The sequence below is a fragment of the Nocardioides pollutisoli genome (assembly GCF_040045055.1).
Taxonomy (GTDB): Bacteria; Actinomycetota; Actinomycetes; order Propionibacteriales; family Nocardioidaceae; genus Nocardioides; species Nocardioides tweenelious.
In genome coordinates this window covers 167,355-188,394 of record NZ_JBDZDU010000001.1, presented here as the reverse complement: position 1 = coordinate 188,394, position 21,040 = coordinate 167,355, and the positions used below count along the sequence as shown (strand labels likewise).

General features: G+C 71.3%; 21 protein-coding genes. 14 read left to right on the top strand and 7 right to left on the bottom strand.

The window, feature by feature from the left end:
- Window positions 1-6: 6 nt before the first annotated feature.
- On the bottom strand, window positions 7-549 hold the full coding sequence (locus tag ABLE68_RS00840) for a CGNR zinc finger domain-containing protein (protein ID WP_348869168.1): 543 nt from the start codon (window positions 547-549) through the stop codon (window positions 7-9).
- Between the two features lie 59 nt (window positions 550-608).
- Here ABLE68_RS00840 and ABLE68_RS00835 point away from each other — a divergent pair, with 59 nt between their 5' ends.
- Entirely contained in the window at window positions 609-1,592 is a 984-nt protein-coding gene (locus tag ABLE68_RS00835; protein WP_348869167.1) for an EamA family transporter, read from the top strand.
- Here the strand turns inward: ABLE68_RS00835 and ABLE68_RS00830 are convergent, their stop codons facing one another.
- Window positions 1,593-2,732: an AI-2E family transporter gene (locus ABLE68_RS00830; RefSeq protein WP_348869166.1), complete on the bottom strand. Its 1,140-nt coding sequence runs from the start codon at window positions 2,730-2,732 to the stop codon at window positions 1,593-1,595.
- Window positions 2,729-4,000 carry a coiled-coil domain-containing protein gene (locus ABLE68_RS00825; RefSeq protein WP_348869165.1) on the bottom strand — a complete coding sequence of 424 codons (1,272 nt, stop codon included), beginning with the start codon at window positions 3,998-4,000 and terminating at the stop codon, window positions 2,729-2,731. Before ABLE68_RS00825 ends, ABLE68_RS00830 begins: the two co-directional genes overlap by 4 nt.
- 107 nt (window positions 4,001-4,107) lie before the next feature.
- Here ABLE68_RS00825 and ABLE68_RS00820 point away from each other — a divergent pair, with 107 nt between their 5' ends.
- Both ABLE68_RS00820 and ABLE68_RS00815 read left to right on the top strand, forming a co-directional pair.
- On the top strand, window positions 4,108-4,500 hold the full coding sequence (locus ABLE68_RS00820; protein WP_348869164.1) for a hypothetical protein: 393 nt from the start codon (window positions 4,108-4,110) through the stop codon (window positions 4,498-4,500).
- Between the two features lie 54 nt (window positions 4,501-4,554).
- A complete protein-coding gene (locus tag ABLE68_RS00815; RefSeq protein ID WP_348869163.1) occupies window positions 4,555-4,932 on the top strand; it encodes a hypothetical protein in 378 nt (125 codons plus the stop codon).
- Here the strand turns inward: ABLE68_RS00815 and ccrA are convergent.
- Together ccrA and mce are read right to left on the bottom strand one after the other, a co-directional pair.
- Entirely contained in the window at window positions 4,929-6,266 is a 1,338-nt protein-coding gene (gene ccrA, locus ABLE68_RS00810; RefSeq protein ID WP_348869162.1) for a crotonyl-CoA carboxylase/reductase, read from the bottom strand. The two genes, ABLE68_RS00815 and ccrA, sit on opposite strands and share 4 nt — an antisense overlap.
- Before the next feature lie 115 nt (window positions 6,267-6,381).
- Window positions 6,382-6,825, bottom strand: a complete 444-nt coding sequence (gene mce / locus ABLE68_RS00805; protein ID WP_348869161.1) for a methylmalonyl-CoA epimerase — start codon at window positions 6,823-6,825, stop codon at window positions 6,382-6,384.
- Between the two features lie 124 nt (window positions 6,826-6,949).
- Between mce and ABLE68_RS00800 the strand changes: the two genes are divergently transcribed.
- The 6 genes from ABLE68_RS00800 to ABLE68_RS00775 are packed head-to-tail and all read left to right on the top strand — an operon-like array spanning window position 6,950 to window position 11,281.
- Window positions 6,950-8,143 (top strand): acetyl-CoA C-acetyltransferase, encoded by a 1,194-nt coding sequence (locus ABLE68_RS00800; RefSeq protein ID WP_348869160.1) that lies wholly within the window; start codon window positions 6,950-6,952, stop codon window positions 8,141-8,143.
- Window positions 8,127-9,086: a methylmalonyl Co-A mutase-associated GTPase MeaB gene (gene meaB, locus ABLE68_RS00795; RefSeq protein ID WP_348869159.1), complete on the top strand. Its 960-nt coding sequence runs from the start codon at window positions 8,127-8,129 to the stop codon at window positions 9,084-9,086. The genes ABLE68_RS00800 and meaB overlap by 17 nt, the downstream gene beginning before the upstream one ends.
- Window positions 9,083-9,571, top strand: coding sequence for a VOC family protein (locus ABLE68_RS00790; protein ID WP_348869158.1), 489 nt, complete (start codon window positions 9,083-9,085; stop codon window positions 9,569-9,571). Before meaB ends, ABLE68_RS00790 begins: the two co-directional genes overlap by 4 nt.
- Window positions 9,568-10,413 carry an SDR family NAD(P)-dependent oxidoreductase gene (locus ABLE68_RS00785; protein ID WP_348869157.1) on the top strand — a complete coding sequence of 282 codons (846 nt, stop codon included), beginning with the start codon at window positions 9,568-9,570 and terminating at the stop codon, window positions 10,411-10,413. The genes ABLE68_RS00790 and ABLE68_RS00785 overlap by 4 nt, the downstream gene beginning before the upstream one ends.
- Window position 10,414: 1 nt before the next feature.
- Window positions 10,415-10,903, top strand: a complete 489-nt coding sequence (locus ABLE68_RS00780) for a MarR family winged helix-turn-helix transcriptional regulator (RefSeq protein WP_348869156.1) — start codon at window positions 10,415-10,417, stop codon at window positions 10,901-10,903.
- A 33-nt stretch (window positions 10,904-10,936) separates the two neighbouring features.
- Window positions 10,937-11,281, top strand: a complete 345-nt coding sequence (locus tag ABLE68_RS00775; protein WP_348869155.1) for a hypothetical protein — start codon at window positions 10,937-10,939, stop codon at window positions 11,279-11,281.
- A 155-nt stretch (window positions 11,282-11,436) separates the two neighbouring features.
- Here the strand turns inward: ABLE68_RS00775 and ABLE68_RS00770 are convergent, their stop codons facing one another.
- Window positions 11,437-14,229 (bottom strand): S8 family serine peptidase, encoded by a 2,793-nt coding sequence (locus ABLE68_RS00770; RefSeq protein WP_348869154.1) that lies wholly within the window; start codon window positions 14,227-14,229, stop codon window positions 11,437-11,439.
- A gap of 133 nt (window positions 14,230-14,362) precedes the next feature.
- Between ABLE68_RS00770 and icmA the strand changes: the two genes are divergently transcribed.
- Genes icmA through ABLE68_RS00750 form a run of 4 tightly spaced genes read left to right on the top strand, consistent with a single transcriptional unit; the run spans window position 14,363 to window position 19,003 of the window.
- Window positions 14,363-16,051, top strand: coding sequence for a coenzyme B12-dependent isobutyryl-CoA mutase large subunit (gene icmA, locus ABLE68_RS00765; protein WP_348869153.1), 1,689 nt, complete (start codon window positions 14,363-14,365; stop codon window positions 16,049-16,051).
- Window positions 16,052-16,067: 16 nt separating this feature from the next.
- Window positions 16,068-16,763, top strand: coding sequence for a PASTA domain-containing protein (locus tag ABLE68_RS00760; RefSeq protein WP_348869152.1), 696 nt, complete (start codon window positions 16,068-16,070; stop codon window positions 16,761-16,763).
- A 50-nt stretch (window positions 16,764-16,813) separates the two neighbouring features.
- Window positions 16,814-18,022, top strand: coding sequence for an acetyl-CoA hydrolase/transferase family protein (locus tag ABLE68_RS00755; RefSeq protein ID WP_348869151.1), 1,209 nt, complete (start codon window positions 16,814-16,816; stop codon window positions 18,020-18,022).
- Window positions 18,023-18,055: 33 nt separating this feature from the next.
- Complete coding sequence (locus ABLE68_RS00750; protein ID WP_348869150.1) at window positions 18,056-19,003, top strand: co-chaperone YbbN; 948 nt, start codon at window positions 18,056-18,058, stop codon at window positions 19,001-19,003.
- A gap of 106 nt (window positions 19,004-19,109) precedes the next feature.
- Here ABLE68_RS00750 and ABLE68_RS00745 read toward each other — a convergent pair whose 3' ends face one another.
- A complete protein-coding gene (locus tag ABLE68_RS00745) occupies window positions 19,110-19,997 on the bottom strand; it encodes a LysR family transcriptional regulator (RefSeq protein WP_348869149.1) in 888 nt (295 codons plus the stop codon).
- A gap of 72 nt (window positions 19,998-20,069) precedes the next feature.
- Here ABLE68_RS00745 and ABLE68_RS00740 point away from each other — a divergent pair, with 72 nt between their 5' ends.
- Window positions 20,070-21,002, top strand: a complete 933-nt coding sequence (locus ABLE68_RS00740; protein ID WP_348869148.1) for an EamA family transporter — start codon at window positions 20,070-20,072, stop codon at window positions 21,000-21,002.
- Window positions 21,003-21,040 lie beyond the last annotated feature (38 nt).

Genomic DNA, 21,040 nt, shown 5'->3' with positions numbered 1-21,040 from the left:
CCTCCGTCAGGGCTTCGCGGCCTGACGGGCGCGGTAGGCCGCGACCGCGTTGCGGTTGCCGCAGTTGGTCGAGCAGAAGCGGCGCGAGCGGTTGCGCGAGAGGTCGAGCACGATGCCCTCGCAGTGCTCGTCGGCGCAGATGCCGAGGCGCGACATCTCGTCGTCGCGGATCATGTCGATCATCGCCATCGCCGTGTCGACGATCACCCGGGCCGCCGGGGGAGCCTCCGCCGGGACACCGTGGAGGTGCCAGTCCCACTCGCCGTGGCGCACCAGCTGCGGCACGGCGCCGGACTCGGCCAGCATGGCGTTGACCAGCTCGGCCGCATCGTTGCGCTCCGCGCTCAGGAGCGCGTAGAGCGGCGTGCGGATCGCGCGCATCGAGTCGAGCTCGTCGTCATCCGTGGCCCGGTGGGTGGTGAAGAGGTACCTGTCGTACCACTCGTTGAGGTCCTCGACCGTGGTGAGGGAGTCCTCGCCGACGACGGCGGTGTTCACCAGCACGACTGCTGCCTGCAGCGTGATCGCGGTGTCATCCGTCAACGGCATGTTGACATGTTACTCGGGGGTTGGAGACCGCGCGGGGGTCTGCTCGAATAACATGAGGTATGTCCAGATTGGCGCCGGAAGAACCGAGCCCGACGCCCGTCGCCGCGGAAAAATCGCGCGTCGCCGCCGGTCTGGCGTTCGCCGTCGTCTCGGCGGTCACCTTCGGCCTCTCGGGGCCGCTCGCCCGTCCGCTCCTCGACTCCGGCTGGAGCCCGGGCTCGATCGTCTTCGTGCGTGTCGGCCTCGCCGCGCTCGTCGTCACGCCGCTCGGCCTGGTCGCCCTGCGCGGACGGTGGGAGCTGCTCCGCCGCAACGCCAGCCTGATCGTCCTGTACGGCGTCCTCGCGGTCGCCGGGGCCCAGTTCTGCTACTTCTCCGCGGTCGCTCACATGCAGGTCGGTCCGGCCCTGCTGATCGAGTACACCGCGCCGGCCGCCGTGGTCTGCTGGCAGTGGCTGCGGCACGGCCAGCGACCCGGTCCGCTCACCCTGGTGGGCGCCGGTGTGGCTGCGCTCGGGCTGGTGCTGGTCCTCGACCTGCTGTCCGGCGCCGACCTGGACCCGGTCGGCGTGCTCTGGGCCTTGGCGGCGATGGTCGGCGCGGCGACGTACTTCGTCATCTCGGCCGACGAGGGCAACGGGATGCCGCCGATGGTGCTCGCCGCCGGAGGTCTGGTGGTCGGCGCCCTCGCGCTCGGGCTGGTCGGGGTCGTCGGCCTGATGCCGATCGACACCGCGAGCGTCCACGTCAGCTACGCCGACATCTCCGTCGCCCCGTGGGTGCCGCTCGTGGTGCTCGGCATCGTGACCGCCGCCGTCCCCTACACGACGGGCATCGCCGCCGGTCGCCGGCTGGGTTCGCGGCTCGCGTCGTTCGTGGCGCTGCTGGAGGTCGTGGCCGGCGTGGTCTTCGCGTGGCTGCTGCTCGGCGAGCTCCCGCGCGCGGTGCAGCTCGTCGGCGGCCTGCTGATCCTGGCCGGCGTCGTCGGGGTCAAGCTGGGGGAGCGGACGACCGCGGTCAACCACTCGCTCGAGCTGCCGTAGCTAGCGCTGGTCCTGGCGTCTGACCCAGACCTCGCGGGTGAGCATCAGGATCGAGGCAGCGGTGGGGATCGCGAGCAGCGCGCCGACGACGCCGAACAGGGCCGCACCGGTCAGGGCGGCGATGACCGTGACCGCACCGGGCACGTCGACGGACTTCGACATGACCCGCGGGTAGATCACGTAGTTCTCGACCTGCTGGTAGACGATGTAGAACACCGCGCACGCGAGGCCGATCCTCCAGTCCTCGGCGAAGGCGATCGCGGTCACGATCACCGCGCCGATCGTGGCGCCGATCATCGGGATCACGTCGAGCAGCGCGACCACGAAGGCCAGCGCCACGGCGTACTGGCCCAGGCCGACGACGAACAGGAAGACCAGCGACGAGATGCCGGCGCACATCGCGACGATGAACGCGCCGGAGACGTAGCCGCCGACGCTGCGCACCACGCGGTCGCCCAGGCGTGAGACCCGGTCGCGACGCGAGGCCGGGGCCAGCTGGTAGAGCGCGGACTTCGTGGTCTGGAGCGAGGCGAGGAAGTAGAGCGTCAGCACGACCACGATGAAGCCGTTGAAGAGTGCTCCGAGCACCGCCAGCCCGAACCCGAGCGCGCCCCCGAAGACCGCGCCCGCGAAGTCGCCCGCGGTCACGTAGTCCTGGATCTTGGCGATGATGTCGTACTCGTCGTCGAGGCGCTGGACCTGCCGGTTGCGCTGGAGCTGGTCGAGCCAGTGCGGGACGTTGTCGGTGAGCGCCTTCACCTGGTCGGTGATGACCGGGACGATCGCGACCAGGAAGAGCGCGAGCGCGGCCAGCACGACCACGATCACGGTGAGCACGGCGTACGAGCGCTTCATGCCCCGCCGCTCGAAGAAGCGCACGGCGGGGTCGAGACCGGCCGCCAGGAACAGCGAGACCACGATCAGCATCAGGGTCGAGCCGATCGCCTGGACCTGCGTCGCGAGCCAGAGGGCGACCAGCACGCCCAGGCCGCCGACGAACCCGACGTAGAAGGGTGCGTGCCGGTCCAGCGGCGGACCTGGCTCGCCCAGGTAGTCCTCGTCGACGGGGATGCCCGCGGAGTCGTCCTCGGTCTCGGCCTCCGCCGCGGGCTTCGCGGGTCCCGCTGGGGTCTGGGTCACTCGTCCTCGCCGAAGCCGGCGACCACGTCACGCAGCGAGGCGAGCTGGGCGGTGATCGCGTCGCGACGCTTGGCCATCCGGTCGACCTCGGACCGGACCGCGGCGAGCTCGCGCTCGGCCTCGGCCGTGCCGGTGGAGCTGATCGACTCGGCCTGGGACCGGGCCGACGCGACAATCTGCTCGGCCTCGCGGCGGGCCCGGGTGAGCAGGGCCTCGGCCTCGGTGCTGGCCTGGTTGCGGTGCTCGTTGGCCTGGGCCGTCGCCTCGCGGGCACGCAGCTCGGCGGCGCTGGCGCGCTCCTCCGCCTCCTCGACCAGCCGGCGGGTCTCCGCGGTCGCGCTCGAGTGGTGGTCGGTCGCCTCGCGAGCGAGCCGCTCCTTCTCGACGGCGAGCGTGCGTCGGGCCTCCTGGACCTCGCGGTCCGCGGCGGCGCGCGCCTGCTCGACCTCGCGCTGGGCGGAGGTGCGCAGCTCGTTGGTCTCCTGGGTCGCCGCCAACCGCATCTGGTCGGACTCCCGCTTGGCAGACGCGAGCAGGTCGGCCGCCTCGGCCTGGGCGTGGGCGCGCTCCTGCTGGGCGTCTGCCGTGAGCCGGGTGCGGTTCTCGTCGAGCTCCTTGAGCTGGACCAGACGCATGTCCTCGGCCTCGCGGGCCGCGTCGGCCCGGATGGCCTTGGCGTCGCGCGTGGCCTGCTCCCGGATCTCCGCGGCCTCGCGCAGGGCGGTGTCGCGCACCTCCGCGGCCTCCTCCTCGGCGAGGCGGAGCATGGCGCTCGCGCGGCCACCGAGGCCGGCGTACGACGGGTTCTTGTGCTCGCTCAGGTCGGACTCGAGAGCCGCCACCCGTGCCTCGAGCTCGACGACGTGGCGCTCCGACTCGCTGAGGCTGGTGCTCAGCCCGGCCTTCTCGCTCGTGAGCTGGTGGAGCCGGGCGTCGACGGCGGCCTTGTCGTAGCCGCGACGCACCATTGGGAACGTGCCGGCGCCCACCGCGGCGGCCGGCGCGGCCTGCGGACGTGCGGGGGCCGGGGCCGGCGGGATGACCGGCGCCTGCTGCCGCGGGGGTACGACGGGGGCCTGCTGGGTGCGCTCGACGGGCTTCTCCGGCGCGGCCTGCGCCGGCTTCTGCGCTGCTTCCTGGGCGGGCTTCGGGGCGTCCTGCTTGGGTGGCACGACCGGCATCACCTGGGTCGCGTCATCAGCCGCCGGGCTCGTCTCGTCCTCGTCCGGCTCGTTGTCGTCGAAGATGGACAGTCCCTGGTCGCTCATCGCGGCAGTACCCCTTCACGGAGGATCGTTGGTGTAGGTCGCCAGTCTGTCGGATGGGACCACAACAACCCACCCCGCCCCGGAAGAATCTGGTCCACGATGGACGCATGAAGCGGATCGCTGTCCTCGTGACCCTCGTCGGCGGCCTGGTCGCGGCGTCCGTGGCGCCCGCGTCCGCCACCGACCCGGCCCTCGGGCAGTGGCGCGGCGAGGGCGTCGGCTTCCACGTCGCGCACACGCAGCACGGGACGGCGTACGTCTCGTCGGCGCACTGGCACGCCCAGACGGCCTTCCACCGGGCCGACATCCACGACCGCACGTTCGAGACGTGTGCCCGGCACCGGATCAGCGCCGTGCTGGCCCGCGACACCTGCCTGGTCGGTCACTTCACCAGCCAGCACGAGGCGCAGGGGACGACCAGGATCTACCAGGTCGCGCACGGTCACCGGGCCTCCCACCCCAGCGAGACGCACCACTGGAGCGCAACGGTCTCCGGCTGACCGAAATCAGCGAAAGCGCCTCGAGCGGATGCGGGTCTCGACGACGATGAGCGCATGATCCGTCCCGTCATCGCCGTGTTCGCCGTGGTCGCCACCCTCATGTCCGGCGTGACGGCGGCGACCGCGACGTCGGGGGCACCAGCTGTCGGGAAGTGGCACGGCGACGGCATGACCTTCCGCCTCACGGCGGACGAGCACGGGACCCGGCACGTCACCGACCTGCGGTTCCACCACTTCACGAGCTTCGGTCCGACGACGATCCGCGACGGTCACTTCGCGACCTGTGCACACGCGCATGGTGACCGGCTATGCGTGCGCGGGCACGTCGTCGCCTCCGGGGACGATCAGGCGATCGCCGGGACGGCGACGATCGAGATCGGGTTCCTGCCTCCGCTGCCCGTCGGCAGGTGGCACGCAGTGCCGGTGAGCTAGACCCCGCGGAAGCGGTTGATCGCCTCGAGGTGCTGGTCGCGGAGCTCGTGGTCGCGGACGCCGAGGCCCTCCTCGGGCGCCAGGCAGAGCACGCCGACCTTGCCCTGGTGCTTGTTGTGGTGCACGTCGAGCGCGGCCTGGCCGACGTCCTCGAGCGCGTAGGTGCGTGAGAGCGTCGGGTGGATCTTGCCCTTGGCGATGAGGCGGTTGGCCTCCCACGACTCGCGGTAGTTGGCGAAGTGCGAGGAGATGATCCGCTTGAGGTTCATCCAGAGGTAGCGGTTGTCGTACTCGTGCATGTAGCCGCTGGTCGAGGCGCAGGTGGTGATCGTGCCGCCCTTGCGGGTCACGAAGACCGAGGCGCCGAAGGTCTCGCGGCCCGGGTGCTCGAAGACGATGTCGATGTCCTCACCGCCGGTGAGCTCACGGATCTTCGCGCCGAAGCGCTTCCACTCCTTCGGGTCCTGGGTGTGCTCGTCCTTCCAGAACTGGTAGCCCTCCTCGGAGCGGTTGATGATCATCTCCGCACCCATGGAGCGGGCGATCTGGGCCTTCTCCTCGTTGGAGACCACGCAGACCGGGTTGGCGCCACCGTTGAGGGCGTACTGCGTCGCGAAGCCACCGAGGCCACCCGAGGCGCCCCAGACCAGGACGTTGTCGCCCTGCTTCATGTCGCCACCGTTCTTCGAGACGAGCTGGCGGTACGCCGTGCAGTTGACGAGCCCGGGGGAGGCGGCCTCCTCCCAGGTGAGGTGAGCGGGCTTGGGCATCAGCTGGTTGGCCTTGACCAGCGCGACGTCGGCCAGACCGCCGAAGTTGGTCTCGAAGCCCCAGATCCGCTGCTGCGGGTCGAGCATCGTGTCGTCGTGGCCGTCGGGCTCCTCGAGCTCGACCGAGAGGCAGTGGGCGACGACCTCGGTGCCCGGCTTCCACTTGGTCACGCCCGGGCCGGTGGCCAGCACGACGCCGGCCAGGTCGGACCCGACCACGTGGTAGGGCAGGTCGTGGCGCTTGGTCAGCTCCGAGAGCCGGCCGTAGCGCTCGAGGAAGCCGAAGGTCGACACCGGCTCGAAGATCGAGGTCCACACGGTGTTGTAGTTGATGGCGCTTGCCATCACGGCCACGAGTGCCTCGCCCGGGCCGAGCTCGGGCAGCGCCACGTCCTCGACGTGGATCGACTTGCGGGGGTCCTTGTCCTTGGACGCGACGCCCTCGAACATGTCGACCTCGTCCTTGTGGACGGTCGCGGCGCGGTAGGACTCGGGAAGCTCGAGGTTCGCGAAGTCCTCCGGGGCGGTGTCGCCGGCCTGGATCGCGTCGAGGATGTGCTGCACGTCGGCTCCTGGGTGGTTCAGGTGTCGGGCTGGTTGGGCGGGACATTACCCACCGGTAACAGGTGTGCACACCCCCTGTGACCCTTGCCTCACGAGGAGGGCCTCAGTAGGAGCCTCAGTGGGAGGTGGCCGCGGGCTCCACGAGCTCGACCAGCACGCCGCCGGCGTCCTTGGGGTGGATGAAGTTGATCCGCGAGTCGGAGGTGCCCCGCCGCGGCTCGTCGTACAGCAGGCGCAGGCCGCGCTCGCGGAGGATCGCGCTCACCGCGTCGACGTCGGTGACCCGGTAGGCCATCTGCTGGATGCCGGGTCCCTTGCTGTCGAGGAACTTCGCGATCGTGGAGCTCTCGTCGAGCGGGGCGAGCAGCTGGATGCAGGAGCCGGAGTCACCGACCGCCATCATCGCCTCGCGCACGCCCTGCTCCTCGTTGACCTCCTGGTGCGCCAGGCGCATGCCGTAGGTCTGCTCGTAGAACGCGATCGCCACGTCCAGGTCGGGCACCGCGATGCCCACGTGGTCGATCGCCGTGAAGAGGTGGGTCGGGAGGTCAGCAGTCATGCGGCACATCGTCGTACGACGCCGCTCCGGCCGCGACCGGGTGTGACATGTTCCACCCTCGCCGGGCACCGAACCCGTGGGTAAGGTCGGCCGCAGATCCACCCACCACCTCTGGAGGCACCTCATGTCTGGTCCGTCCGTCATCGTCGCGGGGGCGCGCACCCCCATCGGCCGCCTGCTCGGAGGCCTCAAGGACCTCAGCGCCGCCGACCTGGGTGGCGTGGCCATCAAGGGCGCGCTGGACAAGGCAGGGGTGGCGGGCGACCAGGTCGACTACCTGATCATGGGCCAGGTCATCCTGGCCGGGGCCGGCCAGAACCCCGCCCGTGCGGCGGGCATCGCCGCCGGCCTGCCGTGGAGCATGCCGTCGATCACCATCAACAAGGTCTGCCTGTCCGGCCTCAACGCGATCGCGATGGCCGACCAGATGATCCGTGCCGGCGAGTGCGAGATCGTCGTCGCCGGCGGCATGGAGTCGATGACCAACGCCCCGCACCTCCTCCCGAAGTCGCGTGAGGGCTTCAAGTTCGGCGACGTGAAGCTGGTCGACTCGATGGCGTACGACGCGCTCTACGACCAGGCCACGCAGCAGGCGATGGGCGGGCTGACCGAGCAGGCCAACGCCGAGGGCATCAAGCTGACCCGCGAGGAGCAGGACGAGTTCGCGGCCGCGTCGCACCAGAAGGCTGCCGAGGCCTGGAAGAACGGCGTCTTCGACGACGAGGTCGTGCCGGTCTCGATCCCGCAGCGCAAGGGCGACCCGGTCGTCGTCTCCACCGACGAGGGCGTCCGCGGCGACACCACCGTGGAGTCGCTCGGCAAGCTCCGCCCGGCCTTCTCCAAGGAGGGCACCATCACGGCCGGCTCGGCCTCCCAGATCTCCGACGGCGCCGCTGCGGTCGTCGTGATGAGCAAGGCCAAGGCCGAGGAGCTCGGTCTGACCTGGCTCGCCGAGATCGGCGCGCACGGCATGGTCGCCGGCCCCGACTCGACGCTGCAGATGCAGCCCGCCAACGCGACCGCCAAGGCCTGCGCGAAGGAGGGCATCGCGCCCACCGACCTCGACCTGGTCGAGTTCAACGAGGCCTTCGCCGCGGTCGGCATCGAGTCGACCAAGGCGCTCGGCATCGACCCCTCGATCGTCAACGTCAACGGCGGCGCGATCGCTCTCGGCCACCCGGTCGGCATGTCCGGCGCCCGGGTCGTGCTCCACCTGGCGCTCGAGCTCCAGCGGCGCGGCGGCGGCGTCGGTGCGGCCGCCCTCTGCGGCGGCGGTGGGCAGGGCGACGCCCTGATCGTGCGTGTCCCGAAGAGCTGAGCAGTCGATCCCGGACCTCGTCGAGCGCGCCCGCGCCGGCGAGGCCCGTGCGGTCGCCCGCCTGATCTCGCTCGTCGAGGACGAGTCACCCAAGCTGCGCGAGGTGATGGCGGCGCTCGCGCCGCACACCGGCAACGCGCAGGTCATCGGCATCACCGGCTCCCCCGGTGTCGGCAAGTCCACGTCGACCAACGCGCTCGTCGCCGAGCTGCGCAAGAACGACAAGCGGGTCGGCGTGCTCGCGGTCGACCCGAGCTCGCCGTTCTCCGGCGGTGCGCTGCTCGGCGACCGCGTCCGGATGCAGGACCACGCGCTCGACCGCGACGTCTACATCCGCTCGATGGCGTCGCGAGGTCACCTCGGCGGGCTGTCGTGGACGACGCCGCAGGCGCTGCGGGTGCTCGACGCCGCCGGCTGCGACGTGATCCTGATCGAGACCGTCGGCGTCGGCCAGAGCGAGGTCGAGATCGCCGGGCTCGCCGACACGACGATGGTGCTGCTCGCGCCCGGCATGGGCGACGGCATCCAGGCCGCCAAGGCCGGCATCCTCGAGATCGGGGACCTCTACGTCGTCAACAAGGCCGACCGCGACGGTGCCGACCAGCTGCGACGCGACCTGCGCGGCATGCTCGCGCTCGGGGAGCAGTCGGAGGGCGCGTGGAAGCCCGCGATCGTCAAGACCGTCGCCCAGAAGCCCGAAGGCATCGACGAGGTGGTCGCCGAGATCGAGCGGCACCGCGCGTGGCTGGAGGCCAGTGGCGAGCTCGACAAGCGGCGCACCCGGCGTGCCCGCGACGAGATCGAGGCGATCGCGGTCACCGCGCTGCGCAAGCGCTGGGGTGACGTGCACGGCCGTTCCGAGCTCGACGACCTGGCCACGGGCGTGGTGGCCGGGACGACCGATCCCTATGCGGCGGCCGACGTGCTGCTGGAGGACCTGTGAGCATCGCGAGCGGTCCGGTCACCCAGGTCTGCTGGGTCACCGACGACATCGAGGCGTCCGAGCGGCTGCTGGGCGAGCAGTTCGGCGTCGGCGCGTGGACCCGGATCCCCGACGTGCGGTTCGGACCGGACACCACGACGCTGCGCGGCGAGCCGGTCGACTGCACGCTGCACGTGTCGCTGGGCTACGCCGGTGACCTCCAGCTGGAGCTGATCCAGCCGGTCTCCGGTCCGTCGATCCACCAGGAGTTCCTCGACGCCCACGGGTCCGGCCTCCACCACGTGTGCTTCGAGGTCGACGACGTCGGGGCGGCGTGTGCCTCCGCCGAGGCCGCGGGCGTGCCGGTGCTGATGCGCGGCTCGATGATGGACGGCGAGATCGAGTTCGCGTACGTCGACGGGTCGGCCGGAGGAGCGCCGTACGTCGAGCTGGCCCGGATCGGGCCGCAGATGCGGGCCTTCTACGACGCGCTGAAGACCTCGTGAAGGTCGCACTGGTCACCGGCGCCGGGTCGGGATCGCTCGGCGAGGCGACCGCCGACGCACTGCGCGCGACTCATCGCGTGCTCACGACGACCCGGACGTGCGCGCCCGCCGACGACACGCACCCGCTCGACCTGACGTCGCGCGACTCCGTCCTGGCGCTGGCGGACTGGGTCGGCTCGACCACCGACCGGCTCGACGTCCTGGTCAACAACGCCGGGATCCACCTCGACCTGCGCTCGAAGTGGTCCGCGCCGCAGCTCGTCGACGGCCACGAGATCCACTGGCGCACCAACTACCTCGGCACCGCCCAGCTGACCCGTCTGCTCCTGCCGCTGCTGCTGTCGACCGCCGAGTCGTACGGCGAGGCGCGGGTCGTCAACGTCGTCTCGAAGCTGCACGACCGTGGTCGCAACGCGTGGCTCGACGGCAGCGTCACGCCGTACGACTCCTGGGCGGCGTACGGCACCTCCAAGCTCGCGCTGGTCCACGAGGCCGCCGAGATCGAGCGGCGGTACGGCGACCGCGGCGTGCACGGCTACTCGCTGCACCCGGGGTCGGTCTACACGCGCATCGCGGACCGTGGGCTCGAGACGGCGCCGGTGCTGGCCCGGCTACGCAAGCTGGCTGCACCGCTGGAGCGCCGGACCCTCGTCAGTCCCGAGGTCGGCGCCCGCACGGCGGTCTTCTGCGCGACCTCGTCCGACGCCGTCCCGGGCGGCTACCACCGGCGGGAGGCGGTCGCCGACGCGTCCGACGACGCGCGCGACGCCGAGGCTGCCGCGCGGCTGTGGGACGCGACCGACGCGTGGGCCGAACGGCCGTCCGGTCCACTAGCCTCCTGACGTGACTCTTCCGTTCGACCCGATCGACGAGGCCGCCCGTCAGTGGGGGGAGCACTGGGACGGTGTGCCCGCGATGCACGCGGTGACCTCCCTGATGCGGGTCCAGCAGCTCGTGATCGGTCGGCTCGACGCGCTGCTGAAGCCGCACGGGCTGACCTTCGCCCGCTACGAGGCGCTGGTCCTGCTGGTCTTCTCGTCGCGCGGGTCCCTGCCGCTCGGCAAGATGGGCGAGCGGCTCCAGGTGCACCCCACGTCGGTCACCTCGATCGTGCGCCGGTTGGAGTCCGCCGGGCTCGTCGTACGCCGCCCGCACCCGGAGGACGGCCGGACGGTGCTCGCGGAGATCACCCCTGCGGGGCGCGACCTGGTCGAGGTCGCGACCCGCGACCTGGTCGGCGCCGACTTCGCGCTGGGCGCGCTGTCCGAGGCGGACCTGGGTCGGCTCTCGGAGCTGCTCACTCCCGTGCGCAAGTCGGCCGGCGACTTCTAGGCCGCTGTCGGCGGCCGGTGCCACGATCGGCCCATGGTCACCTCCGACGACGTACGCCGCGTCGGGTTGGCGCTGCCCCGCACCTACGAGTCCTTCACCGGTGGCCGGTCCAAGCTCAAGGTCCGCCAGATCGTCTACGTCGGCTTCTCGCGCGACGAGCTGCAGATGGGCTTCGGTTATCCGAAGGACGCCCGCGACGGGCTGGTCGAGGCCGACCCGGAGACGTTCTTCCTGCCCCGGCCGAGCGACCTGCGCTACCAGTGTGAGACGACCAGGGCCGACCGAGGGACGAGGTCGGGCCGTCGGTCGGCCAGGTTGAGCAAGCCTCGCGGCCGAGCTTGCGAGGCCGGGAACGGCGCGTCGAAACCCAGCAAGTGACGTGGGGCGGTGGCTATCGGGGGTTTCGAGACGGTTGCTGCGCAACCTCCTCAACCACCGACGGTGGACGGCGCGGTCCGGTTGCGGGGCCGCCGAAGCCGCCGACCGAGGTCGAGATCCGCGACGGGCAGATCTACCGCTGGACGCGGTAGCCGCTACTTGCCGAGCACCGCCTTCTCGGCGTTGACCAGCCCGTAGCCGTCGACCGCGGTCCAGCCCTTGCCGAGCCGGTTGACGAGGTGCCCGTGGATGACCTTGCCGTCGGCACGCACCGCGGTGAACCTCAGGCCGCGGTGCAGCACCTTGCCGCTCGGGACGAGGGTCGCGCCGCCGAGCTCGTCGGCGCCGTTGTCGTCCGCGGTGCCCGAGCCGAGCCGGTCGCGGTCGATCCCGAACCGCAGGGTCTGGCCGTGACGCAGCCCCTTCGAGAACTCGACCCGCAGGTTGGCGAACCGGCCGTGGAGCTTCTTCACGGGCTGACCGAGGTGCGCCGAGACCTGGCCGCGGTGCAGCCCGCCGCCCGTCGACCCGACCGTGAAGGGGAAGCCTCCACCCGCGTAGTTGCCGGGCTGACCGAGCTTGCGGGTGTCGAAGACGAGACCGTGCGCCGAGGTCGGGCTGGCGCTCCGCCCGTGGAAGGTGATCGAGCGGAGCGGCACGTGCCCGCGGTAGCTCACCCGGAAGAACTTGCGGTCGTCGAGGGAGCCGGGGGTGAGGTTGTACTCGTAGCTGCCCGAGCCCGCCGCCGTCACCGACAGCCCGCCCTTCTTGCCGCCCGACCGGAACGGGTCGAGGTCGTGGGCGAAGGTCGACGCTTGGAGGCGCTGCTTGACCTGCGCCGGCGTCAGCGAGCCTGGACCGCCCGCCTTCTGGAGCATGAGTGCGGCGATCGCGGCTGCGTGCGGTGCCGCGGCACTGGTGCCGAAGAAGTTCGGGAAGTCGTCGGCGTCGCTCGACGAGTCCGCGACGAAGAACGTCGTGTTGACGCCGTCGGTCGAGGCCACGTCGGGCTTGCGGCGGACCTGGGGTGCGGCGTACCTGTTGCCGGCGGAGTCGAAGTCGAACGACATCCGGCCACCGCCCGAGGTGTAGGACTCCGGGAGGAACGACCTGAACGGGTCGTACGCCGCCACGGCGATCGCTCCCGCGGCCGCCGGGTGCCCGACGATCGCGTTGTCGGTCGGGTCGAAGTGCTCCGCGACGTACCCGGATCCCTGGAGCGTGTAGCTCATCTGGGTGACCGGGGTCGGTCCGGTCGTCGCGCGCGCGATCACCAGCTGCAGCTTGGGGAGGCCGCCGATGCCCGCGAGCTCGTCCGGCCGTCCGGTGAGGGTGTTGTCGTCTCCGAAGGAGTACTGGAAGCGCCCGTTCGGTGCGAACACCAGCACGTTGAAGTCGGTCGTGACCTTGGAGGGCGAGAGCACGGGTCGCACGTCGAGGGTGAAGGCGCCGATGTCACCCTGGAAGGCCGAGACCTTGATGGTGTAGGTGCCCTCCTGGTCGAGCATGGTCGCGATCTTCTCCGGCGACGTGATCGTGTCGACGGGGCCGATCTCGGTCCCGTCCGGCTTGACCAGGTCGAGGATCAGGTCGGTCGAGCCCGACGGGACACCGTCCGCCGTGATCAGCACGCGCTTGCCGAGCTGGTCGGCGGTCGGGGTGAACTCGTACGACGGCTCCGGGGTCGCCTCCGTGATCGCGCCCGCGACGTCGTAGTAGGGGTCGCCGAGCGTGGCGCCGTCGAGGTCGAAGGGGTCGTTCCACTGGAGGAGGACGCCGACGCCGCTCGGGTCCAGGGCGATGTCCTGCGCGACGTCCACGCCGGGTCCGCCGTCCATGTCCTCCAGGCCGCCCGCGTAGAGCGCGGGGTCGACGCCGCGGAAGTCGAGGTTGGAGCCCTTCACGGCCCGCGCCTTCGACACGAGGTGGACCGGCGCGGACCAGGCCTGCTGGTCACCGGCGTTGCCGGCTGCCGAGAGGTAGACGACGCCGTCGGCCGTGACGTCGTTGACGGCGTCGCTGATCACGTTGTCGGAGAAGGGCGACTCGTCGCCGTAGCCGACGTCGTCGACGATGACGTCGGCCGCGCAGGGTCCCGACGTGTCGGCGAGCGCACGGATGTTGTCGGCGAAGCCGATCAGCCCGTCGGACGCGGTCGCGAAGCAGAGCTTCGCCTTAGGAGCCATGTCGTGGACGATCTGCAGCATCCCGCGACCCTCGTCGGTGTCGTGGTCGGGATCCCCACCGTCCTCGATCACGACGACCGGCTGGGAGTTCTGCGGGTTCCCGACACCCGGCAGGTCGCCCGAGGCGACGTCGTCGGCGGCGTGGTCCTCGAGCGGCTTGCCGGCGTGGTCGGTCGTCGCGGTGTCGTAGGAGTCCGACAGGACGCCGATCGTCATGCCCGCGCCGTTGACGCCCTTCGCGAGCAGCTTGTCGACGCGCTGGAAGGCGACGCCCTGCGACGTCACGTCACCGGCGTACGTGTGCGGCCGGACCGCCTGCGCGATGGTGCCGGTGCCCTCGAGGCCGGCGAGCGCCGTGACCGCGGCCAGCGGCGTGAACCCCTCCAGGGTGCCGAGGTCGTGGTCGACGGCCGTGACCTTGAGGCCCAGCGCGGTCGCCTGCCGACGGAACGCGGCGCGGTCGACGTCGGCGCGCGGCGTCAGGTCGACCATCACCCGGCCGGCGGAGTCCCAGATCGCGGTCGAGGCCTGGTTGCCCCAGTCGCCGCTGCGGCTGGCCTTGGCGCGCTTGCCCGAGGTGCCGGCCTCCGCGAGCAGACGGCCCAGGCCGTTGCCGAGCGAGGACCCGACGTACGTCTCGCTCGTCGAGACGCCGGACTGCTGCCGGAGGGTGCGGTCGGCGCCGGTGGCGGGTGCGACCTGGGCGAGGCCGGCGACGGCGATCGCAGCGGTCGCTGCGGCGAGAACTGTGCGACGAGACATCGAACCTCCTGGGCGTGGGACGGTCGATCCCGTCCGGAGCGAGCCTAGGGGGATCGGCCGTCTCCGGAGGGCAGTGCCACGAACTTCTGGTGCACGACTGGGAGAAGATAGTTGGACGTCCTACTATCTAGGCATGACCGACTCCGCGCGCACCCGTTGGCAGGACCGATACGAGAAGTCCCGCGTCCGCGCGGTCGACTTCACGACGCTCAGTGGCTCGCGGGTCGAGCCGGCGTACGGCACCGACGACTCCGAGTGGCCGGGGGAGTTCCCGTTCACCCGCGGGCTCTACCCGACCGGCTACCGCGGCCGGACCTGGACGATCCGGCAGTTCGCCGGGTTCGGCAACGCGCAGCAGACCAACGAGCGCTACCGGATGATCCTCGGGCGCGGTGGCGGCGGACTCAGCGTGGCCTTCGACATGCCGACGCTGATGGGTCGTGACTCCGACGACCCGAAGGCGCTCGGCGAGGTCGGGCACTGCGGCGTCGCGATCGACTCGGCCGCCGACATGGAGATCCTCTTCGACGGCATCGACCTCGGCGACGTGACGACCTCGATGACGATCAGCGGCCCCGCCGTACCCATCTTCTGCATGATGATCGTCGCGGCCGAGCGGGCCGGCGTCGACACCGGCAAGCTCAACGGCACGCTGCAGACCGACATCTTCAAGGAGTACATCGCCCAGAAGGAGTGGCTCTTCACCCCCGAGCCCCACCTGCGCCTGATCGGCGACCTGATGGAGTACTGCGTCGAGAAGATCCCGGCGTACAAGCCGCTGTCGGTCTCGGGCTACCACATCCGCGAGGCCGGGTCGACGGCCGCGCAGGAGCTCGCCTTCACGCTCGCCGACGGGTTCGGGTACGTCGAGCTCGGGATCTCCCGCGGTCTCGACGTCGACGAGTTCGCACCCGGCTTGTCCTTCTTCTTCGACGCGCACGTCGACTTCTTCGAGGAGATCGCGAAGTTCCGTGCCGCCCGTCGGATCTGGGCGCGCTGGCTGCGCGACGTCTACGGCGCGAAGACCGAGAAGGCGCAGTGGCTGCGCTTCCACACGCAGACCGCCGGCGTCTCGCTGACCGCCCAGCAGCCCTACAACAACGTGGTCCGCACCGGCATCGAGGCGCTCTCGGCCGTGCTCGGCGGCACCAACTCGCTGCACACCAACGCCCTCGACGAGACCCTCGCCCTGCCCAGCGAGCAGGCCGCCGAGATCGCCCTGCGCACCCAGCAGGTGATCATGGAGGAGACCGGCGTCGTCAACGTCGCGGACCCGCTCGGCGGATCCTGGTACGTCGAGTCGCTGACCGACCAGATCGAGGCCGAGGCCATCGCGATCTTCGACAAGATCCTCGCGATGGGCGGCTCGACCCTGACCTCCGACCAGCCCGAGAAGATCGCCGAGGCGGTCGGCCGTGGTGAGTGGCTGGTCACCCGTGGCCTGCTGCGCGGCATCGAGGAGGGCTGGTTCATGTCCGAGATCGCCGAGGCGGCGTTCCAGTACCAGGTCTCGCTCGAGAAGGGCGACAAGCGGATCGTGGGCGTCAACTGCCACGAGGACTCCGTGACCCACGACCTCGAGATCCTCCGGGTCTCCCACGAGGTCGAGGTCGAGCAGGTGCGCGTGCTCGCGGGTCGCCGCCAGGCGCGCGACGACGACGCGGTGCAGGCGGCCCTCTCCAGGCTGGTCGACGCGGCCCGTGCCGACGACAACATGATCGAGCCGATGCTCGACGCCTGCCGGGTCGAGGCGACTCTCGGCGAGATCTGCGACGCGCTGCGCGCGGAGTGGGGCGAGTACCGGGAGCCGGCGCGCTTCTGAGCACGTCCAAGGCGGCATGAGGTTCCTCCTGCTGCTGGCGCTGGTGCTGGGGCTGACGGCCTGCTCGGACGACGGGGACTGGTGGGCGGACCCACCCGAGGGGATGCGCTGGGTCGGCGACAGCGGTGTCGTGGTGGCGGTGGCCGACTGGTGGACGACGGGCGAGACGCAGTGCGGCGCACCGGTCGAGGACACGGTCTACTTCGACTCCGGTGCGATCTACGACTGTGCCGACGCGGTGGACCCGGCGACCGTCCGCGAGGTGTCGAGCCTGGCGGTCCTGCGCGCCGACGGTCGCTACGACGCCGACGACCTGGACGGGGGGTGCGAGGAGTGGTTCCCGGGTGTCTGCCGGCGCCTCTTCCGTCTCGAGGACACCCCGGTCGTGTTCGCGGTGACCATCGCCGCCGCGGGCGACGGCAGCTACGAGCGGATCCGCGACTCGGCGCGCGAGCTGCCGGACGGTGCGACCACGGTGCCGCTCGCGGTCGCCGGCGGCTGGACGCCCTCGTGGGGAGCCGAGCCCTCCGTCGTACCCGACCTGCAGAGGGCGATCGAGGCTGCGGGCCTGCGCGTCGAGGTCGAGCCCGCCGACGTCTCCGAGGACGGCGACGTCGCGGACCTGCCGTCGGGCTCGCTGCTCGGCGTCGAGCCGGCACTGGGCACCCCGGTCGCCGACGGGAGCACGGTCACGCTGACGGTCATGCCCTGACGGGACTTCCGGCCCGGGCGCGGGCCGCGTCCGTCTGGTGAGATGGGGGCGTGGATCTCTCCTCCGCCCTCGCCGCGCTGCCCGCGAACCCTCGGGTCGTCGTCACCGGCAACCACGCGACGCCGTGGCACACGCTCGGCCTGGTGACCGACGCGCTCGACGAGGTGCGGCTGTGGGCCCTCAACGGCCAGCTCGGCCTGCCGGACCGCGACGGGGTGACGCTCGAGACGTCGTTCGTCGGCCCGGGGCAGCGACGCAGCCCGCGGCTGAGCTACTACCCGTCGCGGCTGTCGATGGTGCCGACGCTGTTCGGCCGCCAGCTGCCGCCCGACGCGGTCGTGCTGCACACGACGCGGCCGCGCGACGGCAGGGTCTCCCTCGGCGTGGAGGTCAACGTGCTGCCCGCGGCGGTCGAGGCGGCCAAGAGGCGCGGCGGGGTGGTGATCGCCCAGGTCAACGACCAGATGCCGTGGACGTACGGCGACGCGGTGCTCGACCTCGACCAGGTCGACGTCCTCGTCGAGGCCGACGCCCCGCTGCCGTCGGCGCCGGTCACGCTCATCGACGACGCCTCCGCCCGGATCGGCGAGCTGGTCGCTGCGCGCGTGGGCGACGGCTCGACCCTGCAGGCAGGCATCGGCGCCGTACCGGACGCGACCCTCACGGGCCTGCGCGACCGCGCCGGGATGCGGGTGTGGACCGAGATGTTCTCCGACAGCATCTTCGCCCTGGAGCGGGCCGGGGCGCTGGACCGGGCGGTGCCGATCACCGCGTCCTTCATCTTCGGGTCGCCCGAGCTGCTGGCCTGGGTCGACGACAACGAGCGGATCCGGATGACGCGCACCGAGGTGACCAACGACCCGGCGCTCATCGCGCGCAACCCGGCGATGGTGAGCGTCAACACCGCGCTCCAGGTCGACCTCTTCGGGCAGGCCAACGCTTCGCGGATCAACGCGCGGATCCACTCCGGCTTCGGCGGCCAGACCGACTTCATCGTCGGGGCCATGCACGCCCACGAGGGGCAGGCGTTCATCGCGCTCCGGTCCTGGCACCCGAAGGCGGACTGCTCGACGATCGTGCCGCTCGTCGACGAGCCGGTGACCTCCTTCCAGATGACCGCAGTGGTCACCGAGCAGGGCGTCGCCGAGATCGCGGGCCACGACCAGCGCGAGCAGGCACGCCAGCTGATCGACCACGCCGCCCACCCGAGCATGCGCGACGAGCTGCGCGAGGAGGCCGTGGCGCTGGGTCTGCTTTAGGGGGTGTGCTGAGACCTCTCTAGGATTGGGCGCATGACGCAGCAGCCGTTCACCCGTCCCGGCGCGATCGACCTGTCCGGTCTCAAGCGCCCCGCACCGACCCCGCCGCCTGCCGGCGGTGGCGCTGCGGCAGCCGGGGGCGGGGCGACCGCCGGTTCGTCGTACGCGCTGGAGGTCTCGGAGGAGAACTTCCAGGCCGTCATCGAGTCGTCGATGACCGCGCCCGTGCTGCTCGTCTTCTACTCGCCGACGCGGATGCCCGAGAGCGTCGAGCTGGCCGACAGCATGCTGACGCTCTCCGGGGAGTTCGAGGGCAAGTTCCTCGCCGGCCTGGTCGACATCGACGCGGTGCCCGCGATCGCGCAGGCGATGCAGATCCCGTCGATCCCGCTCGTGGTCGCGGTCATCGACGGCCGACCGGCGCCGCTCTTCCAGGACGTGCTCCCGATCGACGAGCTGCGCACGGCGCTGACCCAGGTCACGCAGCAGCTCACGGTCCAGGGGATCACCGGCAGGCACCAGCCACGGTCCAACCCCGTCGACGTGGATGGCGACGGCGAGCCCGACTACGACCCGCGCTACGCCGCCGCCCAGGACGCGCTCGGCGAGGGCGACATCGACCGGGCGGTGGAGGAGTACCAGAAGCTCGTCACCGCCAACCCGGCCGACGCCGAGGCCGCCGCCGGTCTGGCGATGGCGAAGCTCCTGCAGCGCACCCAGGGCGTCGACCTCAACCAGGCCCGCGCGGACGCTGCTGCGCACCGCGACGACGTCGCCGCGCAGACGATGGTGGCCGACCTGGACATGCTCGGTGGCCACGTCGAGGACGCCTTCAACCGGCTGATCGAGCTGGTCCGGCGTACGTCGGGCGACGAGCGCAACGCTGCTCGCGAGCACCTGATCGGCCTCTTCGGCGCCGTCGGCAACGACGACCCCCGCGTGCTCAAGGGCCGGCAGAACCTGGCCTCTGCGCTCTTTTAGGCGCCCAGGGCCGAGCTTGCGAGGGCCTGGACCCAGCGCCAAGGTCGAGTAGTCGCACGACCGACGTAGGAGGTCGTGACCGGCGTATCGAGACCGGAGGAGTCGATCACCGTCTGAGTCCGTCCAGGATCGCCTGGACGGCGGGGGAGTCCGCCGTGCTGCGGCGGTGGACCGCGATCACGTCGCGGGTCGGCTCGGGGTCGTGGGCGGGTACGGCGACCAGCTCGTCGCCCAGCGGCTGACGGCCGAGCCGCGGCACAAGCGCGATCCCCAGGCCAGCACGCACCAGCGCCAGGTGGGAGTCGAACTCCATCGAGGTGTGCGCGATCCGGGGCAGCCGCCCGGTCCCGGCGTACATCCTGGTCAGCCACTGGCGGCAGATGGTGCCGACGGGCGTCGCGATCCAGTCCTCGTCGACGAGGTCGCCCGGGCTCACCCGGGTGCGGGTCGCCAGCGGGTGATCGGTGCGGACGACGACGTCGGCCACGTCGTGGGCGACCTGGGTCGCCTCCAGGTGGTCGGGGATCTCGATCGGCACGTCGCCCCAGCGGTGCACGACGCCGAGGTCGCTCTGACCGGTGGCGACCAGGTCGATGGTGTCCCAGGGCTCGCGCTCGGTCAGGGTGAGGGTGAGGTCGGGGTGGGCGTCGCGCAGGTCGCGGACGACGGGGGCGACGAGGCCGCGCATCGCCGTCGAGAACGCCGTCAGCCGCAGGTGGCCCGAGACGGTCCCGGCCCGCCGGTGCAGGCCGGCCTCGACCTCCTCCATGTCGGCGAGCAGGCGTGCGCCGGCGTCGACGAGCTGGCGGCCGTGGTCGGTGAGGATGACCCCGCGCCCGACCCGTTCGAGCAGCGGCACCCCGGTCTGCTTCTCCAGGCGCTTCACCTGCTGGGAGACGGCGCTGGGGGTGAAGCCGAGCGCGTCGGCGGCGGCCACGACCGAACCGTGGGTGGCGACCGCCCGGAGCGAGGTCAGCGCCGGGAGATCGATCATGAAGCGATGCTACATGGATCTGTGCATGATCATTCGCTGGTGCTGCACGGTCGGAACGGGTTGGCTGGAGCCGTGAACCGACGCGACTCGATCCTCGCCGCCCTGGTCGCGACCATCTGGGGGTTCAACTTCGTGGTCATCGACTGGGGGATGGAGGGCATCCCACCCCTGCTCTTCGTGGCGGTCCGGTTCACCCTGGTGGTCTTCCCGGCGATCTTCTTCGTACGTCGCCCGGACGCGCCGTGGCGGGTGGTCGCTGCGGTCGGCGTGTTCATGTCGCTGGGCCAGTTCGGCTTCCTCTACGTCTCGATGGACGCGGGCATGCCGCCCGGTCTGGCCGCGCTGGTCCTCCAGGCCCAGGTGATCTTCACGGTCCTGATCGCTGCGGGAGTGCTGCGCGAGATCCCGACGTCCGCCCAGGTGGCCGGCATCGTGATCGGGTCGGTCGGCCTCGCGGTCGTCGCCGTCGGTCGCGGTGGTCACGTCACCGTCGCGGCGCTCGCGCTCTGCCTGCTGGGCGCGCTGTCCTGGGGGATCGGCAACGTCATCTCGCGCGCCTCGGGCGTCCGCGGCGGGCTCTCGCTGACCGTCTGGTCGGCGGTCGTCGTACCGATCCCGCTGCTCGCGCTCTCCCTGCTGGTCGACGGCCCGGTCGAGGTCGGTGACGCGCTGGCGTCGTTCTCCTGGCAGGCCGGGGTGTCCACGCTCTACACCGCCGGGCTCGCGTCGCTCGTCGGGTACGGCGTCTTCAACACGCTGCTCGGCCGCAACCCGTCGTCGTCGGTCGTGCCGTGGGTGCTGCTCGCCCCGGTCGTCGCGATGACCTCGGCCTGGCTGCTCCTCGACCAGCGCCCGAACGGCGCCGAGGTGCTCGGTGGCGTGCTGCTGATCCTCGGAGTGCTCGTGACGATGCGGCCGGCACGGGGTGCCGGGTCAGCGGTGAGCAGGCAACCGTTCGCGGCCGTTCCCGACCGCGAAACGGTTGCCAGCGCACCGCTGGGGTGAGCAGGCGACCGTTCCAGACCGCGAAACGGTTGCTCGCG